This is a genomic window from Koromonas humicola, from assembly GCF_059726255.1.
In genome coordinates this window covers 1773976-1793324 of record NZ_AP040873.1, presented here as the reverse complement: position 1 = coordinate 1793324, position 19349 = coordinate 1773976, and the positions used below count along the sequence as shown (strand labels likewise).

The 19349-nt window shown below is 54.8% G+C and carries 11 protein-coding genes; 4 read left to right on the top strand and 7 right to left on the bottom strand.

Annotation, left to right across the window (positions count from 1 at the left end; translation table 11 throughout):
- Positions 1-12: 12 nt before the first annotated feature.
- Both AC6IZD_RS07705 and AC6IZD_RS07700 read right to left on the bottom strand, forming a co-directional pair.
- On the bottom strand, positions 13-1263 hold the full coding sequence (locus AC6IZD_RS07705; protein WP_497787108.1) for an Nramp family divalent metal transporter: 1251 nt from the start codon (positions 1261-1263) through the stop codon (positions 13-15).
- Positions 1264-1389: 126 nt separating this feature from the next.
- Complete coding sequence (locus AC6IZD_RS07700) at positions 1390-2694, bottom strand: magnesium transporter MgtE N-terminal domain-containing protein (RefSeq protein WP_497787107.1); 1305 nt, start codon at positions 2692-2694, stop codon at positions 1390-1392.
- Positions 2695-2714: 20 nt separating this feature from the next.
- On the opposite strand from AC6IZD_RS07700, the gene nagZ reads away from it, so the two are divergent.
- On the top strand, positions 2715-3818 hold the full coding sequence (gene nagZ, locus AC6IZD_RS07695; RefSeq protein ID WP_497787106.1) for a beta-N-acetylhexosaminidase: 1104 nt from the start codon (positions 2715-2717) through the stop codon (positions 3816-3818).
- A 68-nt stretch (positions 3819-3886) separates the two neighbouring features.
- On the opposite strand, the gene AC6IZD_RS07690 is transcribed toward nagZ, so the two are convergent.
- The 3 genes from AC6IZD_RS07690 to AC6IZD_RS07680 all read right to left on the bottom strand — a co-directional run bounded on the left by AC6IZD_RS07690 (position 3887) and on the right by AC6IZD_RS07680 (position 7083).
- Positions 3887-4774, bottom strand: coding sequence for a dimethylarginine dimethylaminohydrolase family protein (locus AC6IZD_RS07690; RefSeq protein WP_497787105.1), 888 nt, complete (start codon positions 4772-4774; stop codon positions 3887-3889).
- Positions 4775-4963: 189 nt separating this feature from the next.
- On the bottom strand, positions 4964-6322 hold the full coding sequence (locus AC6IZD_RS07685) for a sensor histidine kinase (RefSeq protein WP_497787104.1): 1359 nt from the start codon (positions 6320-6322) through the stop codon (positions 4964-4966).
- A 56-nt stretch (positions 6323-6378) separates the two neighbouring features.
- A complete protein-coding gene (locus tag AC6IZD_RS07680) occupies positions 6379-7083 on the bottom strand; it encodes a response regulator transcription factor (protein WP_497787103.1) in 705 nt (234 codons plus the stop codon).
- A gap of 196 nt (positions 7084-7279) precedes the next feature.
- On the opposite strand from AC6IZD_RS07680, the gene AC6IZD_RS07675 reads away from it, so the two are divergent.
- Genes AC6IZD_RS07675 through AC6IZD_RS07665 form a run of 3 tightly spaced genes read left to right on the top strand, consistent with a single transcriptional unit; the run spans position 7280 to position 14783 of the window.
- On the top strand, positions 7280-8533 hold the full coding sequence (locus tag AC6IZD_RS07675) for an MdtA/MuxA family multidrug efflux RND transporter periplasmic adaptor subunit (protein WP_497787102.1): 1254 nt from the start codon (positions 7280-7282) through the stop codon (positions 8531-8533).
- Positions 8530-11667 carry a multidrug efflux RND transporter permease subunit gene (locus AC6IZD_RS07670; protein WP_497787101.1) on the top strand — a complete coding sequence of 1046 codons (3138 nt, stop codon included), beginning with the start codon at positions 8530-8532 and terminating at the stop codon, positions 11665-11667. The genes AC6IZD_RS07675 and AC6IZD_RS07670 overlap by 4 nt, the downstream gene beginning before the upstream one ends.
- Positions 11664-14783: a multidrug efflux RND transporter permease subunit gene (locus tag AC6IZD_RS07665; RefSeq protein ID WP_497787100.1), complete on the top strand. Its 3120-nt coding sequence runs from the start codon at positions 11664-11666 to the stop codon at positions 14781-14783. The genes AC6IZD_RS07670 and AC6IZD_RS07665 overlap by 4 nt, the downstream gene beginning before the upstream one ends.
- A gap of 378 nt (positions 14784-15161) precedes the next feature.
- Here the strand turns inward: AC6IZD_RS07665 and AC6IZD_RS07660 are convergent, their stop codons facing one another.
- Positions 15162-17942, bottom strand: a complete 2781-nt coding sequence (locus AC6IZD_RS07660) for a TonB-dependent receptor (protein WP_497787099.1) — start codon at positions 17940-17942, stop codon at positions 15162-15164.
- A 51-nt stretch (positions 17943-17993) separates the two neighbouring features.
- Positions 17994-19139 (bottom strand): DUF5666 domain-containing protein, encoded by a 1146-nt coding sequence (locus tag AC6IZD_RS07655; protein WP_497787098.1) that lies wholly within the window; start codon positions 19137-19139, stop codon positions 17994-17996.
- Positions 19140-19349: the final 210 nt, after the last annotated feature.

Sequence of the window (19349 nt, the reverse complement as noted above, 5' to 3'; positions counted from 1 at the left end):
TCGTTCTCATCCCTAACCGTTGTTCCCGCTGAATAGAGTCACAGCAGTCAACACAATCATGATGATGGTCGTTACCCACGCCACCACGTTGAAGAAGCGCGAATTGGTATAGCGCCCCATCAGTTCGCGCTTATTTATAAGCAACAACATCGCAACAAGCACGAATGGTAGGACGGCGCCATTGACGGCTTGCGACAAGATCGTGATCTTTACCAGTGGCAGGTTGGGCCAAAGAATCACGGCTGCTCCCGCCACAATCAAGCCGGTGTAGAGCCAGTAGAAGAACGGTGCTTCGCTGAACTTCTTGTCCAGTCCCGATTCAAATCCCAAGCCTTCGCAGACCGCATATGCCGTGGAGATTGGCAGAATCGATGCTGCGAACAATGAGGCGTTGAACAGCCCTACCGAAAACAGGATGTATGCGTAGTTCCCTGCCAACGGCCGCAATGACTGCGCCGCTTCTGAAGCATCATTGATCTTGTAATGCCCGTGCACGAACAGCGTCGCGGCACAAGCGACCACGATGAACCAAGCCACCACATCCGTGAAAATACAGCCCACCACTACATCCAGACGAGAGGCGCTGTACTGCTTCTCGGTAACTCCCTTCTCCACGATAGAAGACTGCAGGTAGAACTGCATCCACGGTGCGATCGTAGTTCCAACGACCGCGATGATCATGTACAGATAGTCTTTATCCCGAAACACATGGGGCGACGGCGGCACGAGGGTCGCGATACCTGCGGCCTTCCAATCTGGATGGGCCAGAACGCCAGCAACAATGTATGCAAGATAGATGAATGACGCGACCAGGAAAACCTTCTCCATGGCCTTGTAACTACCCATCACCACCATGCCCCATACGAGCGCCGCGCACAGCGGCACACTGACCCAAACCGGGACGCCAAACAGCGCGAGGCTGCTCGCAATGCCAGCAAATTCGGCCATGACATTTCCGAAATTTGTGATGATCAAGCCGACCATCAAGAAGAAAGTGATGCGGAAGCCAAACTCTTCACGGATGAGGTCGCTGAGACCTTTGCCGGTCACCGCGCCCATGCGGGCGGTCATTTCCTGCACGACTATCAGGGCCAGGGTCATGGGGATCATGACCCAGAGAAGTCCGTAACCCGATCCCGCACCGGCCTGCGAATATGTCCAAATGCCGCCAGCGTCGTTGTCGACGTTTGCAGTGATGAATCCTGGACCGACGACGGCCAAGAACATCATTAGGCGGACTCTCCACAGCTTCATCTTCGACATTCACGCAACCGGTTTGGATTGGAATTTACATCGGAATTGCCAGAATAAATTGCACGGACAGGAAAGCTCAAGGCAACGGGGTGAATTTGTTCCAAATTCACGGACAAATTGCCAACGCAGCCCGCTTTACAGTTGTTGTCGAAGCATCGATATGACGTCGTCGGCAGTGATTACACCCGTGAGCGCACCGTTTTCGTCTACAACAGGCAAGGTCAGCAGGTTGTATTTGTCGAAGATCTCTGCAACCTCTCGCTCATCGGCTTCCGGCGAGCACGATATGAGAGGATCGATCGTCAACTCCGAAAGCGGCTTGTCCGGCGGCGAAACAATCAGGTTTGCAAGCGACACAGCGCCGAGAAGCTTCTCGTTTTCACCCACGAGGAAGATCGTGCTCATACTTTCGAGGCCACCATCGAAATTCTTGAGCATTTCCACGGCATCTTGAACCCGTGCGGTTGGCGCCAGTGCCATGTAGTCCGTCGTCATCCGCCCAGCAGCGGTATCTTCTTCAAACTCCAGAAGCTCTTCGACGTCCTGGCGCTCTTCGGGTTCCATCTCCTGCAAGATGGCGTCGGAGCGCTCCTCCGTCAGGTCGGCCAAAAGGTCGGCAGCGGCGTCGGGGTCCATCTCCTCAACGATGTCCGCAGCCCTTTCCGACTCCATAGAGTTAAGAATGGAAACCTGGAGTTTCGGATCGATTTCCTCAAGAGCCTGCGCCGCAACGTCCTCGTCCAACGTCTGGAACACGGCATCGCGTTCTGCAGGCGACAGTTCCTCAATGATGTCGGCGATATCAGCCGGATGCAGCTTCGCGACACGATCAGAGGAGATCTTTAATCGCACACGACGAGCCGGGTCGGTCTCGATTAAGTTGACGAATTCCCAAGGGATGTTTCGGGCAGGAATCCGCTGCAACCACGAGGAGAGTGCATACCGCGGGACGACCCCCTTCAGCAGCCGTCGAATCGCGCCCCGTGCGCCTGCGTCCACAAACGCAATACGCAGATGCAGTCCAAGTTGCGAATTCAAAGGTTCACGGTCAATGGACAACTCGATATCGTTAACCCGAACGACCTTGCGACCGTGTACATCAATGATCTGCTGATCCAGCAAATCTCGTTCGAGAAGCAACATCCCCTCGCCGCTCGAGTACTTTGGAAGATCATCGGTGTGAGCAGCCGTGTGCACTCCGCCGTTCACGGTTCTCAGTAGGTCGGTACCAAGAAGGCGGTCCCCCTGCGAGGTATGCACGATCAGGGCAGAGATACGAGTAGCATCCTCTTGGGGCAAAAGAGCGACTTCGCGCACGCGTCCCACCCGCCCCGCGTCCGAGTCGTAGACGGGGAGGCCTAACAGATCCGATAGTGCGAGCGCCGGCATTGCTCCAGCATAACCCGGGATCGCTTCGACAACCAACCCAAACCTGCGCACTCAGGCTACAATCCTTCTGTATGACACGCACACGTACGGATCTACGCTCTCTTACTGGACAGTTGCTGACCTTTGGGTTCGATGGAACAGAAGTCTCTCCCGCCCTCCGCACCGCGATGAAAACGTACCAACCGGGTGGAATCATCCTGTTCGCCCGAAACATCGAGTCCCCTCGACAGACTCACGCTCTTCTTAAGGCGGTGCAGAAGGAATCTGAGTTTCCGTTGTTTCGCTGTGTTGATATGGAGGGAGGCACAGTCGATCGCCTAAGGAACGTCGTCGGTCCTGCCCCTAGCGTTCAGGACGTGTGGCAGGCAAAGCTGAAACCTTATTTCCGCGAACATGGCCAACTCATTGGTGCTGAGGTCAGTGCAATGGGTTTCAATGTTGATTTTGCTCCCGTGCTTGACCTTCGCTTCGACGTGTCGCTCGAGGTCATGGGGTCGCGTACTGTCTCCAAAGACCCGGCACAAACGATCACATATGCGCGTGAATTTCTGCGCGGACTAAAGGATGCAGACGTGGTCGGCTGCGGGAAGCACTTCCCCGGCCTTGGAGAAGGCAATCTCGACTCTCACAAGGGACTTCCGGTGGTGCACAAGAATTGGAAGGCACTGTGGGAGGAAGACCTTGTTCCGTATCGAGCGCTGGCGCGCCAGTTGCCGTTCGTCATGGTTGCTCATTGCGCGTTTCCAGAAGTCACAGGCGAGGCTGTCCCGGCCTCGATTTCCAAGAAATGGATCACCGACGTATTGCGGAAGAAAATCGGCTATACGGGGTTGGTGGTTTCAGACGATTTGGAGATGGGGGGAGTGCTTAACGTCGCAACCATCGAAGATGCAGCCATTGAGACAATCGACGCTGGCGCAGATATGTACTTGGTATGCCATAACATAGAGCTTGTGCAGCGCGCGTATGAAGCCATTCTTAAGAATGCGGAGCGCAGTTCACGCTTCCGTGCCAAGGTGGAGACCGCCGCTAAACGCATTCTTACCGCCAAAAAGCGCTGGCCCGCGTTAACGAAACGCATGGCTGCGCCCCCAAGCGAAATCAAGGTTAATCGTTTGCGACAGGGTCTCTGGAAATTCAGCGAAGAGATTCGCCTGACCTCAAACGCCGTGTAGGCATTGAAAGCTAAAAATCGGGCGGCTTTGTCGGCCGCCCGGTCAGGCAGTAGTGCAGTTAAGAAAACCTACGGGAGAAGCATCTTCAGATGGGCGACAGCACTCCCCGCCTTTTGAAACTCTGAAAGTGGTACCACCATCGGCTCAAGTCCTAGCTTCTCCAATATCCTTTGCAGACGATTATTGATCCACGTCGTTATGTAGTAGCCATTCACGGAAACACCGCTGCACGCAAACTTCAACGCTTCATCGCGAGTGACTTCGAAAACTTGGGTACAGCTTCGAATGTTAGCCAGCGTTTCAGGGGCAAATGCGCCCGGATAGATCAGGATGGATTCCGGTGTGAGTGGCGCGAGGCACAGATTCAGGTGATAAAAGTACGGATCCACTAGTTCGAGTTTGCGAACTCCAAAGCCGATTGAATCCATCAACTTCGCAAACTGGTCAATTGCTCCCGCCGTGGAGCGATGCCCGTACCCTGCCCATATCAGTTCCCAGTCGGTGTTCCAAATGAGATCCGCAGCACCCTCCAGGAACTCCTCGCTACTTAGCTCTAGATCAATGATTCGGTAACCGTGCGCGGCGTACCAGCGTGAGAAGACGTCGACCTCGTCGCGCCGGGAACTGTGCAACAAACGAGACGGAACCACGAACGAGCGATCCTCGCGATCAAGCCCAACGAATGCCTGGGTGGCGGTGAAACACATGTCCTCAAAACCGGGTTGCGAATCAACTAACAGAACCTCAAGATTCGCATGGCGGAACGCTCTTCTCAGGTCCTCCCACTGCTCCTGCGCGACCTTGGTGTTTACTGTGCAATTGGTCCGAGAAAAAGCATTCTTGGCTTCGACAATCGAGAAGGAATCCGGCCGCGTCATGAGCACTTGGCCGAGTTGACGAGTCATGGTCAACCCTTGGAAGCGTGCGCCCTCGGACGCCCCTCTCTTTTGCAGCACCAGCAGCTCCTAGGCACTACACAAGACACGCTCTCAACACAAGTGAAACTAATGGGCATGTCCGGTTGCGTGAGGATAGTAGCTGTTTAGGAAACTGAACTCCGTGAGCGGAGTCACACTGGCCTGTGTGATTCACAAATCTTTACAGAGCGAAACGAGACGTTCTGTTCCGTAATCCCAGCGCTTAATCTAGCGCACGTCTGACAGAGTTTTGTTGCGCGTCGAATTCGAGTCCTTGGGATTCATCGGCGCGGTGTTTGCGATGGGAAGCTGAATAAGAATCTCTAAGCCGTGAGGCTTCAGGTTTCTGGCACAAACCGTCCCGTTATGAGCTTTCACTGCTCCGCTCACGATCGAGAGGCCCAGTCCACTGCCCCCGGTGCTTGCTCCACGTGCGTCATCAACTCGGTAAAAAGGATTGAACAGTTTGGGAAGAGCCTCTTCCGGAACTCCCGGCCCGTTGTCGCAAACCGAAATCCGAGCATGTCCGCCATCCACTGTGGCGATAATCTGCACACGTCCATCCACCCCGGAGTAGAAAATGGCATTGCGCAGGACGTTCTCGATGGCGCTGCGCAACATGTTCTCTTCTCCGACAACAGTTACCTCGTGCCAATTGTCGTCGTAAATAATCTCTACGCGCGATTGGCTGGCTTCAAAACGGGCATCCTCCACCGCCTCCCCAATTACCATGTTCAGGGAAACCGCATCCGCCGCAGGCTTTAGTTGGCCACTCTCGAGTCGAGCCACCGTGAGAATCTGCTCAATCATTTCGTTCAGTCGAAGTAGTTCGACCTCGATGCGATCGAGCAACTCCTTGCGCTCGTTATCTGGAGCCATGGCTGCAAGCGATAGCGCCACACGTATCCTCGCAATTGGCGATCGGAGATCATGCGAGGCGCCCATCAGCATTCGACGGTTGCTCTCGACCAAATTGCGGATCTCGGTCGCCATCGTGTCAAAATCCACGACTAGGTCGGCAATTTCGTCCCGTCTTCTGCTTCCCGAAAGGCCCGCTCTAGCCTCAAGGTTCCCTCGAGCAATAGCATGTGCGGCATCCCGCAGGCGCACTATCGGCTTTGTAATGTACTGCGCCAGCTCTGCACACAGCAAAGATGTCAGTAGAGACGTCAGAAGGATGACCACCAAAACGCTGCCCGGTAATGAATGGAGCAACGGTGGAAAAAAGAATTCGCCGGCAAAGACGAAGACCTTCCCCTTGGGATCTTTCAACTTCTCGACGATGAATGTGCCATTGCGGCCTCGTGCGATCCCTTGGTTCTGCAGGGCGCGTTGAATTATGTCGTGAGCGTCTGATGGCTGCCAAAGTCCGCTCAGTTCGTTCAGGTTCTCGTCATAAAGCCAATATGCCGATCGTTTCTCAAGCGCGATTCCCTGCAGGAGTTCTCGCAATCCTTCCTGGCCCCGCGTGGCGTAGCGCCATGTGGCGTAGCGCGCCAACACCGGAACGGCACGGCGTTCCGGTTGAATCCACCACGGCCTATCCGGACCGAAGCTGGCATGAACACGATATGCAAGAAACAGCATGATGCATGTTTGGAGAACCCAGAAAGGGAGAAATATCTTCCAGAAGAGGCGACTTTTCACAACGCCACCTTAGCCGAGAGAGCGTAGAAGTACCCGATACCGCGCACAGGGCGAATTCGCTCTTCGCCGTCGGGCACGCAGCCCAACTTCTTGCGCAAACGGCTCACATGAACATCCACGCTGCGGTCGAATGCGCTCAGAGGACGTCCCAGGGCGGCCTGTGCCAGTTCTTCGCGAGTCACCACCATCCCGGCGCGGCGCAAAAGCAGTTCGAGCATGTTGAATTCAGCGCCAGTTAGCTCAACAGGTGTGCCGTTGCAGGATGCCGTGCGGGAGAGCAGAGAGAGCGAGATATCGCCGACCGTGAGTGACTCCTCACCGGCGTCATCGTTATGAGTCTCAAGGGCGCGGCGCAGCACCGCGCGTATACGTGCCACGAGTTCGCGGGGATCAAAAGGTTTAGGAACGTAATCATCGGCTCCGATTTCCAGGCCAAGGATGCGGTCGACGGCCTCGCCTCGCGCTGTGAGTAGGATCACAGGAATGCGCGATTGCGCGCGCAAGGATTTAAGTAGCTCGAAACCCGAACCGCCTGGCAACATCACGTCAAGGATCACAACATCGTATTCGCCACTCAGCGCCGCTTCCAAGCCTGACCGGTGATCGTAAACCGCAAAAACCTGGAATCCTTCGTTCTGCAGGAATCGCTGCAGCAGCGAAACCAACCCCTGATCATCATCCACAATCAGCACTCGACTCATGCCGTCTATTCTGCGCGGAGCATGGGCCGATGGCTGTGAAGAACTGTTACGAGTTGATCCCGGGTAGTTCACAAAAGTTTACGTTCCTTCACTGAGTCTTAACTCGTTCTGGCAGCTCAGGGGGTTCATGCTAAAGGTGATGAAAAATGCGACACTGGCCATAGCATCCTTTCGCATGAATCAGCACGGAGGCAAGATGAAGTTCCGCACCACTGTTTTGTTATCGATTTTATCGCTTTTCACCGTTAGTGCCTGTAATAAGTCTGCTAGCAATTCCAAGCAGGCCGGGACGGCTGGACCCGGGAAAAATGGAGCAGGCGCACCGGTTCCAGTAAGCGTTGCCCCCGTGTTGCGTCAGGACGTTCCCATTATCCTCACCGGACTCGGCACTGTTCAGGCGTACAACACAGTAACGCTGAAGAGCCGAATCGATGGACAGATCATGTCGGTGAACTTCCGGGAAGGTCAGGATGTTCGAAAGGGGCAGTTGCTGGCCGTCATTGATCCTCGTCCGTATCAGGTAGCGCTCCAGCAAGCCAAAGCGAACCTAGCCCGTGATCAGGCGCAGTTGAACACCGCGAAGGCAAATTTGGCGAGGTCCAAGGCTTTGCTGACCGCCGGAGTCGTCGCCCAGCAGGATTTTGATACCCAGCAGGCGTCAGCTGGACAGTTTGAAGGGACCGTACAAGCCGACTTGGCAGCGATTGAAAATGCGAAGCTCAATCTCACGTATACCCGGATCATCTCCCCAATCGACGGTCGGGTAGGCCTTCGGCTCATCGATCCCGGGAACATGGTGCATGCTTCCGATACAAACGGGATGCTGGTTGTGACCCAGATGAGGCCGATTTCGGTCGTATTCACCTTGCCAGAGGATCAACTGCAGTCCGTGCTGGCCCAGAGCCGAAAAGGAAACTTGAAGGTCGAGGCATATAGCCGCAATGATCAGGATCTGCTGGCGGTCGGACGTCTGGAGACTGTGGATAACCAAATTGACGCCTCGACCGGCACCGCGAAGCTCAAAGCAGTCTTTGACAACAAGGACGGCGGGTTGTGGCCAAACCAGTTCGTAAACATCCACATGCAGCTCTCGACAGCCAAAGACGCTCTGGTCATTCCGATGGCAGCGATTCAGCGCGGTCCGGATGGGAGCCTTGCATATATCGTCGGGCCAGATAACAAGGTCAAGATTCAACCCGTGACGATTGCTCTCACGCAAGGCAACATCGCCCTGATTGCAAATGGCCTAGAGGCAGGCCAGCAGGTTGTCACCGAGGGACAGGACAAATTGCAAGCCGGCAGCGCGGTTACTCCTCGAAATCCCGTAACGCCGAAGGGCAACACCCCGGCAAATGCGATGAAGCAAGTGCCACAGGCAAAGCACGAGCCTGTGGCCGAATCGACTCCCAAACCAACACGCACGGCTGAGAACTTTGGAGGCAATCGATGACGTTGTCACGGCCGTTCATTCTGCGGCCGATTGCTACCTCGCTGTTAATGATCGGTCTGCTTCTCGTGGGCCTGGTCGCATACCAGCAGTTGCCAATCTCAGCTCTGCCGCAGGTTGATTATCCGACCATCCAAATCTCCACGTTTTACCCTGGCGCGAGCCCCGACGTCGTGGGCTCCAGCATTACTGCGCCGCTTGAGCGTCAGTTTGGGCAACTGCCTGGGCTAAGTCAGATGACCTCAAGCAGCACTTTTGGCAGTTCCGTCATAACGCTGCAATTCAATCTGGACGAGAATATCGACGTAGCAGAGCAGGAAGTGCAAGCTGCGATCAACTCTGCGACGACGTATCTTCCAACGGATCTACCCAACCCGCCGATCTACAACAAGGTCAATCCGGCGGATCCGCCAATCCTGACACTTGCGCTTACTTCTGATAGCTTGCCACTGGCCAAGGTACAGGATCTGGCAGACACTTCATTCGCTCAGAAGATTTCGCAATTGCCCGGTGTCGGTCTTGTGTCGCTGAGTGGAGGACAGAAGCCAGCCGTTCGCATTCAGGCAAATCCGACTGCACTGGCTTCGTACGGAATCAGCCTTGAGCAACTGCGCACAGTCCTTGGGCAGGTGAATGTTGATCGCGCCAAGGGTCAGCTCGACGGCTTCCGCCAGACCTATACGATCAACTCCAACGATCAGCTTTACAGTGCCGAGCAGTATCGCAATGTTGTTATTGCCTACAAGAACGGTGCGCCAGTCCGTTTGAGCGACGTCGCGCAAACGATAGACAGCGTGGAGAACACAGGACAGGCCGCGTGGATGAACAGCACTCCTGCGGTGATCATGAACATCCAGCGTCAGCCTGGCGCCAACACGATCAAGGTGGTGGATAGCATCAAGCGCCTGCTTCCGCGCCTACAGGCCAGCCTTCCCGCCTCGGTGCAGGTCAAGGTGCTTACTGATCGCACGGAAACGATCAGGGCATCTGTACGCGACGTACAGTTCTCAATGATGTTGACCATCGCTCTGGTGGTCATGGTCATCTTCCTGTTTTTGCGTACGCTCTCGGCAACAATTATTCCAAGCATCGCGGTACCACTCTCGATTGTTGGCACCTTCGGTGTGATGTACCTCCTCGGCTACTCACTCGATAATCTCTCCCTAATGGCACTGACCATCTCCACCGGATTTGTGGTGGACGATGCCATAGTGATGATCGAGAACATCGATCGCTACATTGAGCAGGGATTGCCACCAATGGAGGCAGCTTTGCGGGGAGCAGGTCAGATCGGCTTCACGATTCTGTCTTTGACTGTGTCGCTAATTGCTGTACTCATTCCTCTGCTCTTCATGGGAGATATCGTCGGTCGTCTCTTCCGTGAGTTCGCCGTAACCTTGAGTGTGGCGATCCTGATGTCGGCGTTCATTTCGCTCACCCTGACGCCGATGATGTGCTCTCTGCTCCTCAAGCAAAAACGAAACGAGAACCACGGAAAGCTGTATCAATGGAGTGAGAACGCGTTCAATAAAACCATTGCGTTCTATGGCCGAACGTTGCAATGGGTTCTGCGCCATCAGACGGCCACTCTGATCGTCACCGTCGCAACGCTGGCATTAACATTCGTCCTTGCATACACGGTGCCGAAGGGGTTCTTCCCTGTTCAGGACACAGGCGTCATTCTAGGCATCTCCGAGGCGCCGCAATCCGTGTCATTCGAAGCAATGTCTTCATTGCAGCAGCAATTGGCAAAGGGAATTCTTCAGGATCCCGATGTCGAGAGCCTCTCTTCCTTCATCGGAATCGATGGCACAAACTCGACGGCGAACTCAGGACGCATCCAGATCAACCTAAAGCCTCGAGAGCAGCGCAAAGCCACTGCATCCGAGGTAATTACTCGGTTGCAGGACAGGCTATCGTCCGTGTCAGGAATTACGCTATACATGCAACCGGTCCAGGACCTGACCGTCGAAGATCGCGTTAGCCGCACGCAATATCAGTACTCGCTCGAGTCGGCCGATGGGCGCGATCTGGCCGAATGGACTGACAAGTTGGTCACCAAGCTCAAGGCTGAGCCAGCAATGCATGACATTGCAACGGACCAGATGAACTCGGGGCTTGCCGCACAACTTGTGATCGATCGCGACACGGCCTCAAGACTTGGCGTAGACATGGCGTCGATCGACAACACGCTGTACGACGCCTTTGGTCAGCGACAGGTTTCGACCATATTCACGCAACTCAACCAATATCACGTCGTACTAGAGGTCGATCCGCGTTTCCGAGACGATCCCGATGCCCTGAAGCAAATCTACGTAGCATCGGCCACTGGACAAATGGTTCCGCTTGGAGCGTTCTCTCACTTTGAGACCGCGCCTGCTTCACTTGCCTCCAACCATCAAGGACAATTCCCCGCTGTTACGTTGTCATTCAACGTGGCAAATGGCGTTTCCTTAGGTCAGGCCGTGAAGGACCTCAAGCGTGCGGAAGCCGAGATCGGAATGCCCCCAAGCGTGATTGGTAGTTTCCAAGGAACAGCCAAGGCATTCCAGGCTTCACTGGCAAACGAGGGCTGGCTGATTCTCGCAGCGATCATCACGGTTTACATCGTGCTTGGTGTTTTGTACGAAAGCTACATTCATCCCGTGACGATCCTCTCAACCTTGCCGTCTGCGGGTGTGGGTGCAATTCTCGCACTCTATCTTCTGCATATGGACCTGAGTGTCATCAGCTTGATCGGAATCATCCTGCTAATTGGCATTGTGAAGAAGAACGCCATTATGATGATCGATTTCGCACTCGACGCTGAGCGAAATGACGGCAAGTCGCCCTACGATGCGATCTACGAGGCCTGCCTCCTCCGCTTCCGCCCTATCATGATGACCACGATGGCTGCACTCTTCGGAGCAGTACCCCTTGCGTTTGGTTCAGGGACGGGATCTGAGTTACGGCGCCCCTTGGGTGTCACGATAATCGGAGGACTGCTGTTTAGCCAGATCCTAACGCTGTACACCACGCCAGTCGTGTACTTGTGGTTTGAGCGTCTAGGCTCGGCATTAAAACGCATCAGAACGAAGGCGGCAATCGGCACTGCCGCTCCGATCGCACCAATGACAACTTCGGAAGGGGAGCAATGAGCAGTATCAGTGAGCCCTTCATCAAGCGTCCGATCGCGACTACGTTGCTGGCAATTGCCCTGCTACTTGCAGGCGGCCTCGCATACTTCCAGCTCCCGGTATCGTCCTTGCCGCAAGTGGATTTTCCCGTGATTTGGGTAGGGTCGGGATTGCCCGGTGCAAGCCCGGAAACCATGGCTTCGTCTGTAGCGACGCCCTTGGAACGGCAGTTTGGACGCATAGCTGGCGTCAATCAGATGACGTCCGCAAGCCAGCAAGGCTCGACGGGTGTTGCGCTTCAATTCGACCTGAGCCGCGATATTAATGCCGCCGCTCGCGACGTGCAGGCGGCCATCAACGCCTCTCGCAGTCAACTTCCAGCGAACCTGCCCAGCAACCCAAGCTATCGCAAAGTGAACCCCGCCGATGCCCCGGTGATGATTCTTGGATTGCAGTCGGATGCACTCACGCTCGATCGCCTGTACGACATCTGTGACTCTATGCTTTCGCAGAAGTTGGCTCAGGTCGAAGGCGTTGGACAGGTTTTTGTGGGCGGTTCGTCAACCCCAGCTGTTCGAATCGAAGCCAATCCGCTTCTGCTAGATAATCTCGGAATTGGACTTGATCAGGTTGCAACCGCGGTTGCTCGGCAGAATGCCAACCGACCGAAGGGCCAAATCTCCGATGCTCATCACAGTTGGGCGATCACGACTAACGATCAGATATCCAAGGCATCACAGTACCGCCCAATCATCGTCGCTTACCAGCACGGAGCGCCTGTTCGCCTGGGCGATGTGGCAGATGTGCAGGACTCGGTCCAAGACACGCATAACGCCGGAAACATGAACGGCAAACCGGCGGTGATGTTAATTGTTTTCCGCCAACCCGGCGCCAATATCATCGCCACCGTCGATCGAGTAAAGGCCCTGTTGCCACAGTTGAACGCCTCCATTCCTGCCTCAGCGCATCTCCAGGTAATGCTCGATCGCACGACTACGATTCGTGCCTCGGTACGTGACGTCGAGTACACGCTCATGATTTCGGTTGCGCTCGTCGTGATGGTAGTCTTCCTGTTTCTTCGCAACCTCCGCGCCACATTCATCCCCAGTGTGGTGGTTCCGCTGTCCATTGTCGGAACGTTCGGCGTGATGTATCTGTTCCACTACTCGCTCGACAATCTCTCGCTCATGGCCCTGACGATCTCGACAGGCTTTGTGGTTGATGACGCCATCGTGGTGATCGAGAACATCATGCGCCACGTCGAGGCTGGGATGAGCCCACTTGAAGCCTCGCTAAAAGGTGCAAAGGAAATTGGGTTTACTGTCGTAACGATAAGCCTCTCACTGATCGCTGTCTTCATTCCGATTCTGTTAATGGGTGGCATCGTGGGCCGACTATTCCACGAGTTCGCCGTGACGCTCTCCGCTGCCATCCTCGTTTCGCTCGTTGTCTCGCTAACAACGTCTCCCATGCTTTGTGCGCGCATGTTACGCGCCAAGAATGAAGAGAAGCACGGAGCCTTATATCGTTGGAGTGAGCGAGTCCTGCAGGGATTGAATCAGGGTTATGGGCGCTCTCTGCGCTTTGTTCTGCGTCATAGAGCAATCACCCTCGCAACTCTGATCGTCACGATCATTTTGAACGTCTACTTGTTTGTGATTGTGCCCAAAGGGTTCTTCCCGCAGCAGGACACCGGACGTATCGGCGGCGGTCTGCAGGCTGAGCAGGATATCTCCTTCACAGCGTTGCACGATAAGATGGATGCTTACGTTGCGATCATCCGAAAGGATCCAGCGGTTGAGAACATTGTCAGCTTTGCCGGCAGCTCCACCTCCGCTAACAATGCTGGCCGAATGTTCATGACGCTCAAGCCCCTTGAGCAGAGGAATTACGTTACAAGCGATCAAATCATCGCCAGACTTCGCCCCAAGCTCGCCCAGGTTCCCGGAGCATCACTCTTCCTGCAGTCAGCTCAGGAACTTCAAATTGGTGGCCGTCAATCTAACGCGCAATATCAGTACACAGTGCAGAGCGACAATCTCGCGCTGCTCAATGAATGGGCACCACGCCTGCTTCAGAAGTTCAAGACCATTCCGCAGCTAAAAGAAGTCAACAGCGATCAGCAGATTCACGGCTTGCAGATGGATGTAACCGTCGATCGCGATGCTGCTGCGCGGCTTGGGATCACTTCCGACCAGGTGGACAGCGCACTCTATCAGGCTTTCGGCCAGGCGATTATCTCCACGATCTATCGCCCCTTGAACCAGTATCGCGTGGTCATGGAAATGGATCCGCGCCTCAATCATTCTCCAGATGTACTGCAAACAGTTCGCGTGAAATCGCACACGGGAACGACGGTCCCCCTTTCTGCGTTTGCAAAGTTCGGACCATCAAGCACGCCGCTGAGCGTAAATCACCAGGGACTCTTCCCTGCCATCACCCTATCTTTCAATTTAGCCGAGGGTGTTTCACTCGGGGAGGCAACACGGATCATCGAAGACGCTCAGCGTGAGATTGGTGTGCCTTCCGTCATTCACGGTAGCTTCCAAGGAACAGCTGCGGCATTCCAGGACTCACTGAAGAACGAGAAATGGCTGATCATTGCAGCACTCCTCTCCGTGTACCTGGTGCTCGGAATCCTGTACGAGAGCTTCATTCATCCATTGACGATTATTTCCACCCTGCCTTCAGCTGGCGTGGGTGCAATTCTCGCCCTGATGCTCTTCCACACGGACCTCAGCGTTATTGCGATCATTGGCGTAATCCTGCTGATAGGCATCGTGAAGAAGAACGCCATCATGATGATCGACTTCGCGCTCGATCAAGAGAGAAATCACGGTAAGAACAGTGAGGAAGCGATCTTCCAGGCGTGCATCATGCGTTTCCGTCCGATTATGATGACCACAATGTCGGCAATGCTCGGCGCGGTTCCGCTGGCGCTAGGCACCGGCACGGGATCTGAACTGCGTAGGCCGCTTGGCATCGCAATTGTAGGCGGATTGCTCTTCAGCCAACTGTTAACGCTTTACACCACTCCTGTCGTTTACCTGTACCTCGACAAGCTTCAACTTTGGCTCTCGGGCATGAAGAAGATGTCTCCCAGTCCATCGGAACCGGCAAGCGCACCTAGCGTATAGAGAAAATACTTCGAAGGCGGCCTAGAGTCGCATCAGGACGCCTTCCGAACTGCGGAGTTCAAGCAGTACTCGGTACTAGAACTCCACTTACTCTCGAGCCGTGTCTCTCCAACAAACTCCCGCTCACGACTCGGTCTGCCAACCTCGAAACACGACAGGAAGTCGGCCCGGCCTCCTGCGCGATGTCATGACCGTCTTCGCTTCTCTCCTGAATCAATCTCGCCAATCTGCATCGCTTTTTACAGAGCCGCACACGCGGGAAGCGTTGCAGCATCTCCGGATTGCGCTCGACGCCGGGCAATAGTTTGCAATAAATGCTGATTGTGACTGCAATGAGAAAGGGCGGCCGAAGCCGCCCTGCATAACGCATTCTGACATTTAGAACGAGAACGTAGCCTGAAGGTCGAACCTTCGGTTTGAAGTTCCCGAAGAGAATGGCCCTCCAGCCAGGCTGTTGGATTGACCGAACATCGTGGAGCGAAGGTTCCCAACTGGAGTTCCCGGATTCCAGGTGTTGAACAGGTTGCGAGCCATCACCGTAAACGTCAGGTTGTAACGACGGGAAGTATTCAAATCCGCGAATATCGACCCAATTCCACGTCCCGGTCCTCCAAATCCGCCAGGGCCGCGTCCACCGGAACCATGGCCACCCTGCCCTTGCCCTTGGGCTTGTCCCGCGCTCTTGTTCGTTTCAGGTCCAAATCCGAACGTTTTCGACGCCCGTAGGTTTAGCGTCACGTTTGCCGGGCCCTTACCATAGTTCACCGGAATACGCGGAGCCTTAGAGTTCGGATCGATATCGAATAAACCATGCGTGACGTAATTCTGATCACTGCTCGAGCTCTTGAAGGCGGGACGATCGTTGTAGAACGTATCGCCATTCGTATCTTCGCCGGTTGTGATGTTGAACGGAGCTCCGGAATTCGCCATCACGAACGGGCTCAAGCGAAACCCGTGCGCCAGACTGAGAGTGCCGCTCAGGAAAAGCCGGTTACGAACATCGTAGCTCGCGCGTCCATAGTCCTGCCGCAAGTCAAACTGATTCGACGGATTGCCGTTCGCATTGGTATCGGCGTACCCAAGCATATAGAACCCCATCAGGCTGATTCTCTGCGAGACGCGGAACTGCACGCTCGTAATCAACTGGTTTTGCTTGAAGATGCCATCGGAGTTGTATTGATAAACATTCTTGTCCTTATACGTCGAGGCAAGGGCGCGTATTCCGTCGGGTTCGGGAGCGTTGATGTTTTTCGTGATCAGCTGGTGAAGCCCCCGCGAATTAACATACGTCACTGACACAGTGCCGTACTTTCCCATCTGCTGTTCCAGACTCACTGCCGTCTGCATGTTGTATGGCGCACGAAGCCGCGGATTGATTTCGTAAATCCCGAGAGAGGGGTTGTCCAGTTGTGGACAATCGCTCGCTTTCGTAGGACTCGGCGCGCATTGAACGTTTGAGTATATGTACTGCAGTTCTGTGACGCCGTTGAAACGCTGCGCCTGCAGTACCTGGTCAGACCCGAAGCGGTCATAAAAGATTCCATAGCCTACTCGCAACACGGTTTTGGGAGCACTCTTTGCGCTACCCAGGCCCCATGAAAGCCCGAAGCGGGGAGCGAAGTCCCGCTTATCGCTGATGCCGCTCTGTGTCTCAAAGCGTAGTCCATAACTGAGCGTCAGGTTCGGGCGCAGTTTCCAGTCGTCTTCCGCATAGACCCCCGCGTCAGCCCATGAGACCTGCGCTCGTGGGTTCCCTTGGGAAATTTGGAACTGCGAAGCCAAGCCACTCTTGTATTCATCAAGACTGTTGAAGATCAGAAGGCCGTTATAGTTCGACTGGGCCTGGTTAGTGTCGTCAGTCACACGCAGGCGGCCACCAAATTTTACAAAATGCTTGCCCTTCGACCACGAGGTGTAGTTCTGCAACTCGTAACGGTTTGCGTGATCCCAAGTTTGACCAACCGTGCTACCCCCGTCGTTAAACTCATTCTGGACGTTGATCGCAAGCACCCCCAGTTGATTCGCCCTCTGCGCGTTGCTATCGCGTATGAACTGGAATCGGGTTTCGTTGATCATGTTGGGGCTGAGCACCTGTGTGTCACTCAGTTGAAGCTGATGTTGCGTCTGCGTATTGCTGTAAGCTCGGCTGGGAAGAGTGAATCCACCGATGCCTTGATTCTGCTCGTCGTTCTGCATGAACTGGTAGCGAGTGGTGAGCGTATTCCCCGGGGTGATCTGCCAGTCGAAACGAGGGCTGAAGTTCGTTCGCGTTCGCGGCGCCAAAACCGCTTCGTTATCAATGGTCGAGGCAATCGGCGAGGTCTCATTGATATTGCGACGTTCCAGGTTGAGGAATGCCGAAGTGGCCTTCGTTATGGACCCGCCGACATTTCCCGAATAAATCTCTGAATCGTAGTCGGGAATACTCGTATGGACATACGGGTTACGGGCGTTGAAGGCTTTTTGGTTCCCGTTGACCATCACCTGTCCATGCCACTTGTCGGTCCCAGGCTTCGTGAAGACTTCTACGCGCCCGAATCCCGGGCGGTCGTATTGTGATGAAAACGGATTTTGATTGATACGAATTTCACGAATCGATGACTTCGGAGGAAGGGTACCGTTGGAGAAGCCATCTATATAAATCTGTCCACCGTTCGGTCCAGCAGAAGGTCCGGCCAGCGCGAGGAGGTCCTGTTCCAACTGATCTGGATCGTCCGATAGTGCATCCAGATCCTTCTCTTTCAGAACCGTTGCACTTGCGTTGCTCCCCGGGCTCACATCCACCGTAGTGCTTTCGCTCTGAACTGTTACCTGCTCCTGCTTCACTGCGATATCAAGCGCAATGTTCAGTTGCTGAGCGCCTCCGGCAGGGATGATGACATTCGGCATTGCATACGACGAAAACCCATTTGCCGAAGCGCTCACGGTAACATTGCCGGCCGAGACTCCCTGCACGTAGTAGTTGCCCTGCTTGTCGCTTACTGCCTTTTGTGTCTGCCCGTCCGCTGCGGTAACCGTAACTGACGCCCCGACAACCACCGCGCCCGTTGGATCAGCAACTTGGCCATGCAGGCTCCCGGTCTTTGCGGTCTGCCCAAACACCATGGGCGCCATAATGGCAAGTACTATCAAAACTGCAAACCTTCTATAAACGCTCAAATCCTTACTCCCTAGAAACACACGAATGCTCAAGAACTTCAATTCTGCTTATTACTGATCTCCACTTGGTGCGCCAGCAAGTGACCACGGCGTCAGGAATGACTGCACGCCACTTCCGGCAGGAGCCGCAGTGAGGATCGGCTCAACTCCGCCCAATAGCGTGATCGCCATCGGAGGCTCACCAGCAGTTCCTTCGGTGCTCACAATCATTACGGCCTCGCCCTTTTGTAGATCGGAGAGGGACGCTGCTGGCAAACGCCCGAGCAACTGATTCAAATCGGCATTCTTCGTGCGCTCTCCATTCGCCGGAGTGCCGGGTGCGGTCGCAGGAGCAGCGCTTTGACCCGGATGCGCATTTGCTCCGATCTTCATCCGCATTGCCAACCCCACAGCCGCCTGTGCTGGAAGCTTCTTCATCTGAGAATCTGCCGTGACCTTCACCATTACCGGCTTCTTGGTCGCGAGATCCTGAACGGTGAGCACGTTCTGAATTGAATCAATTGCCGTAATAAGGCCCGAGATGTTGCGGAAAGTGCCAGCGACAGCTTCTTCGGCGACAACTTGCGTGTCGTCTTCGCTCTTCTTTCCCTTAACCCGAAGCTGATCGCCCGGATGGATGTCGTTAAGAGTTGCAGCTTTCGCATCTTCCCACTTCACTGAAGTGGGAGAATAGCGACGAAAACCCGTCTTAGCCGTCGTAAGCACGGTTACGCTCTTCGCCTCTCCCCCATTCGGAATCGAAAGCGTAATGCTCTTGGTCGCAGGGTCGATCTGCTTGACGACACCGCCTACACTTCGCCGCTGCCACTCGAGCATTTCCTGCTGTCTCTGCAGCGCGATGTCCTGCTGCTTCATTACGATCACTGCAACAGCCTCTAAGGCCTTTGCATCGTCCGAAAGCTTTCCCCGGACCAGCACTCGATCACCTTCTTGCAGCTCCGAGAGCTGAATCTGCGCCGCACTCTTAAGGTCGGTTTGTCCTGGAGCAAGCCGCAGCAGACGAGCACTGGGCGCAACCTTCACCTCGACTTGGCTGCCCTGATCTGTCGCGAGAATCATCGAATTCCCGGCGATTCTGTGGATTGAGCCAAGTTGTTTGGTTGCACCGGCGGGAACCCCCGTAGATTGACAATACCCGGACGCGACTGAAGCGGTGAGGAATAGCAGGAAAACAAAACCTTCGAATATCTTCTTCATTACAGCACTCCAAGCCCAACGAACCGTTTTCAGAAACCACGAATCCAGAATACAACTCACTTTCTTTGTACCCCATGTCGAAGTTCCTGAATGTTGCGATTTGTTTCAATCAGCAACTTTCATCATTCCCTCGCCCGCACTCCCGCTTGAAATTCGCCATCTGAGAACAAACATTCGGCTCCGAATCACCATCTTACGGACGGTGACCTG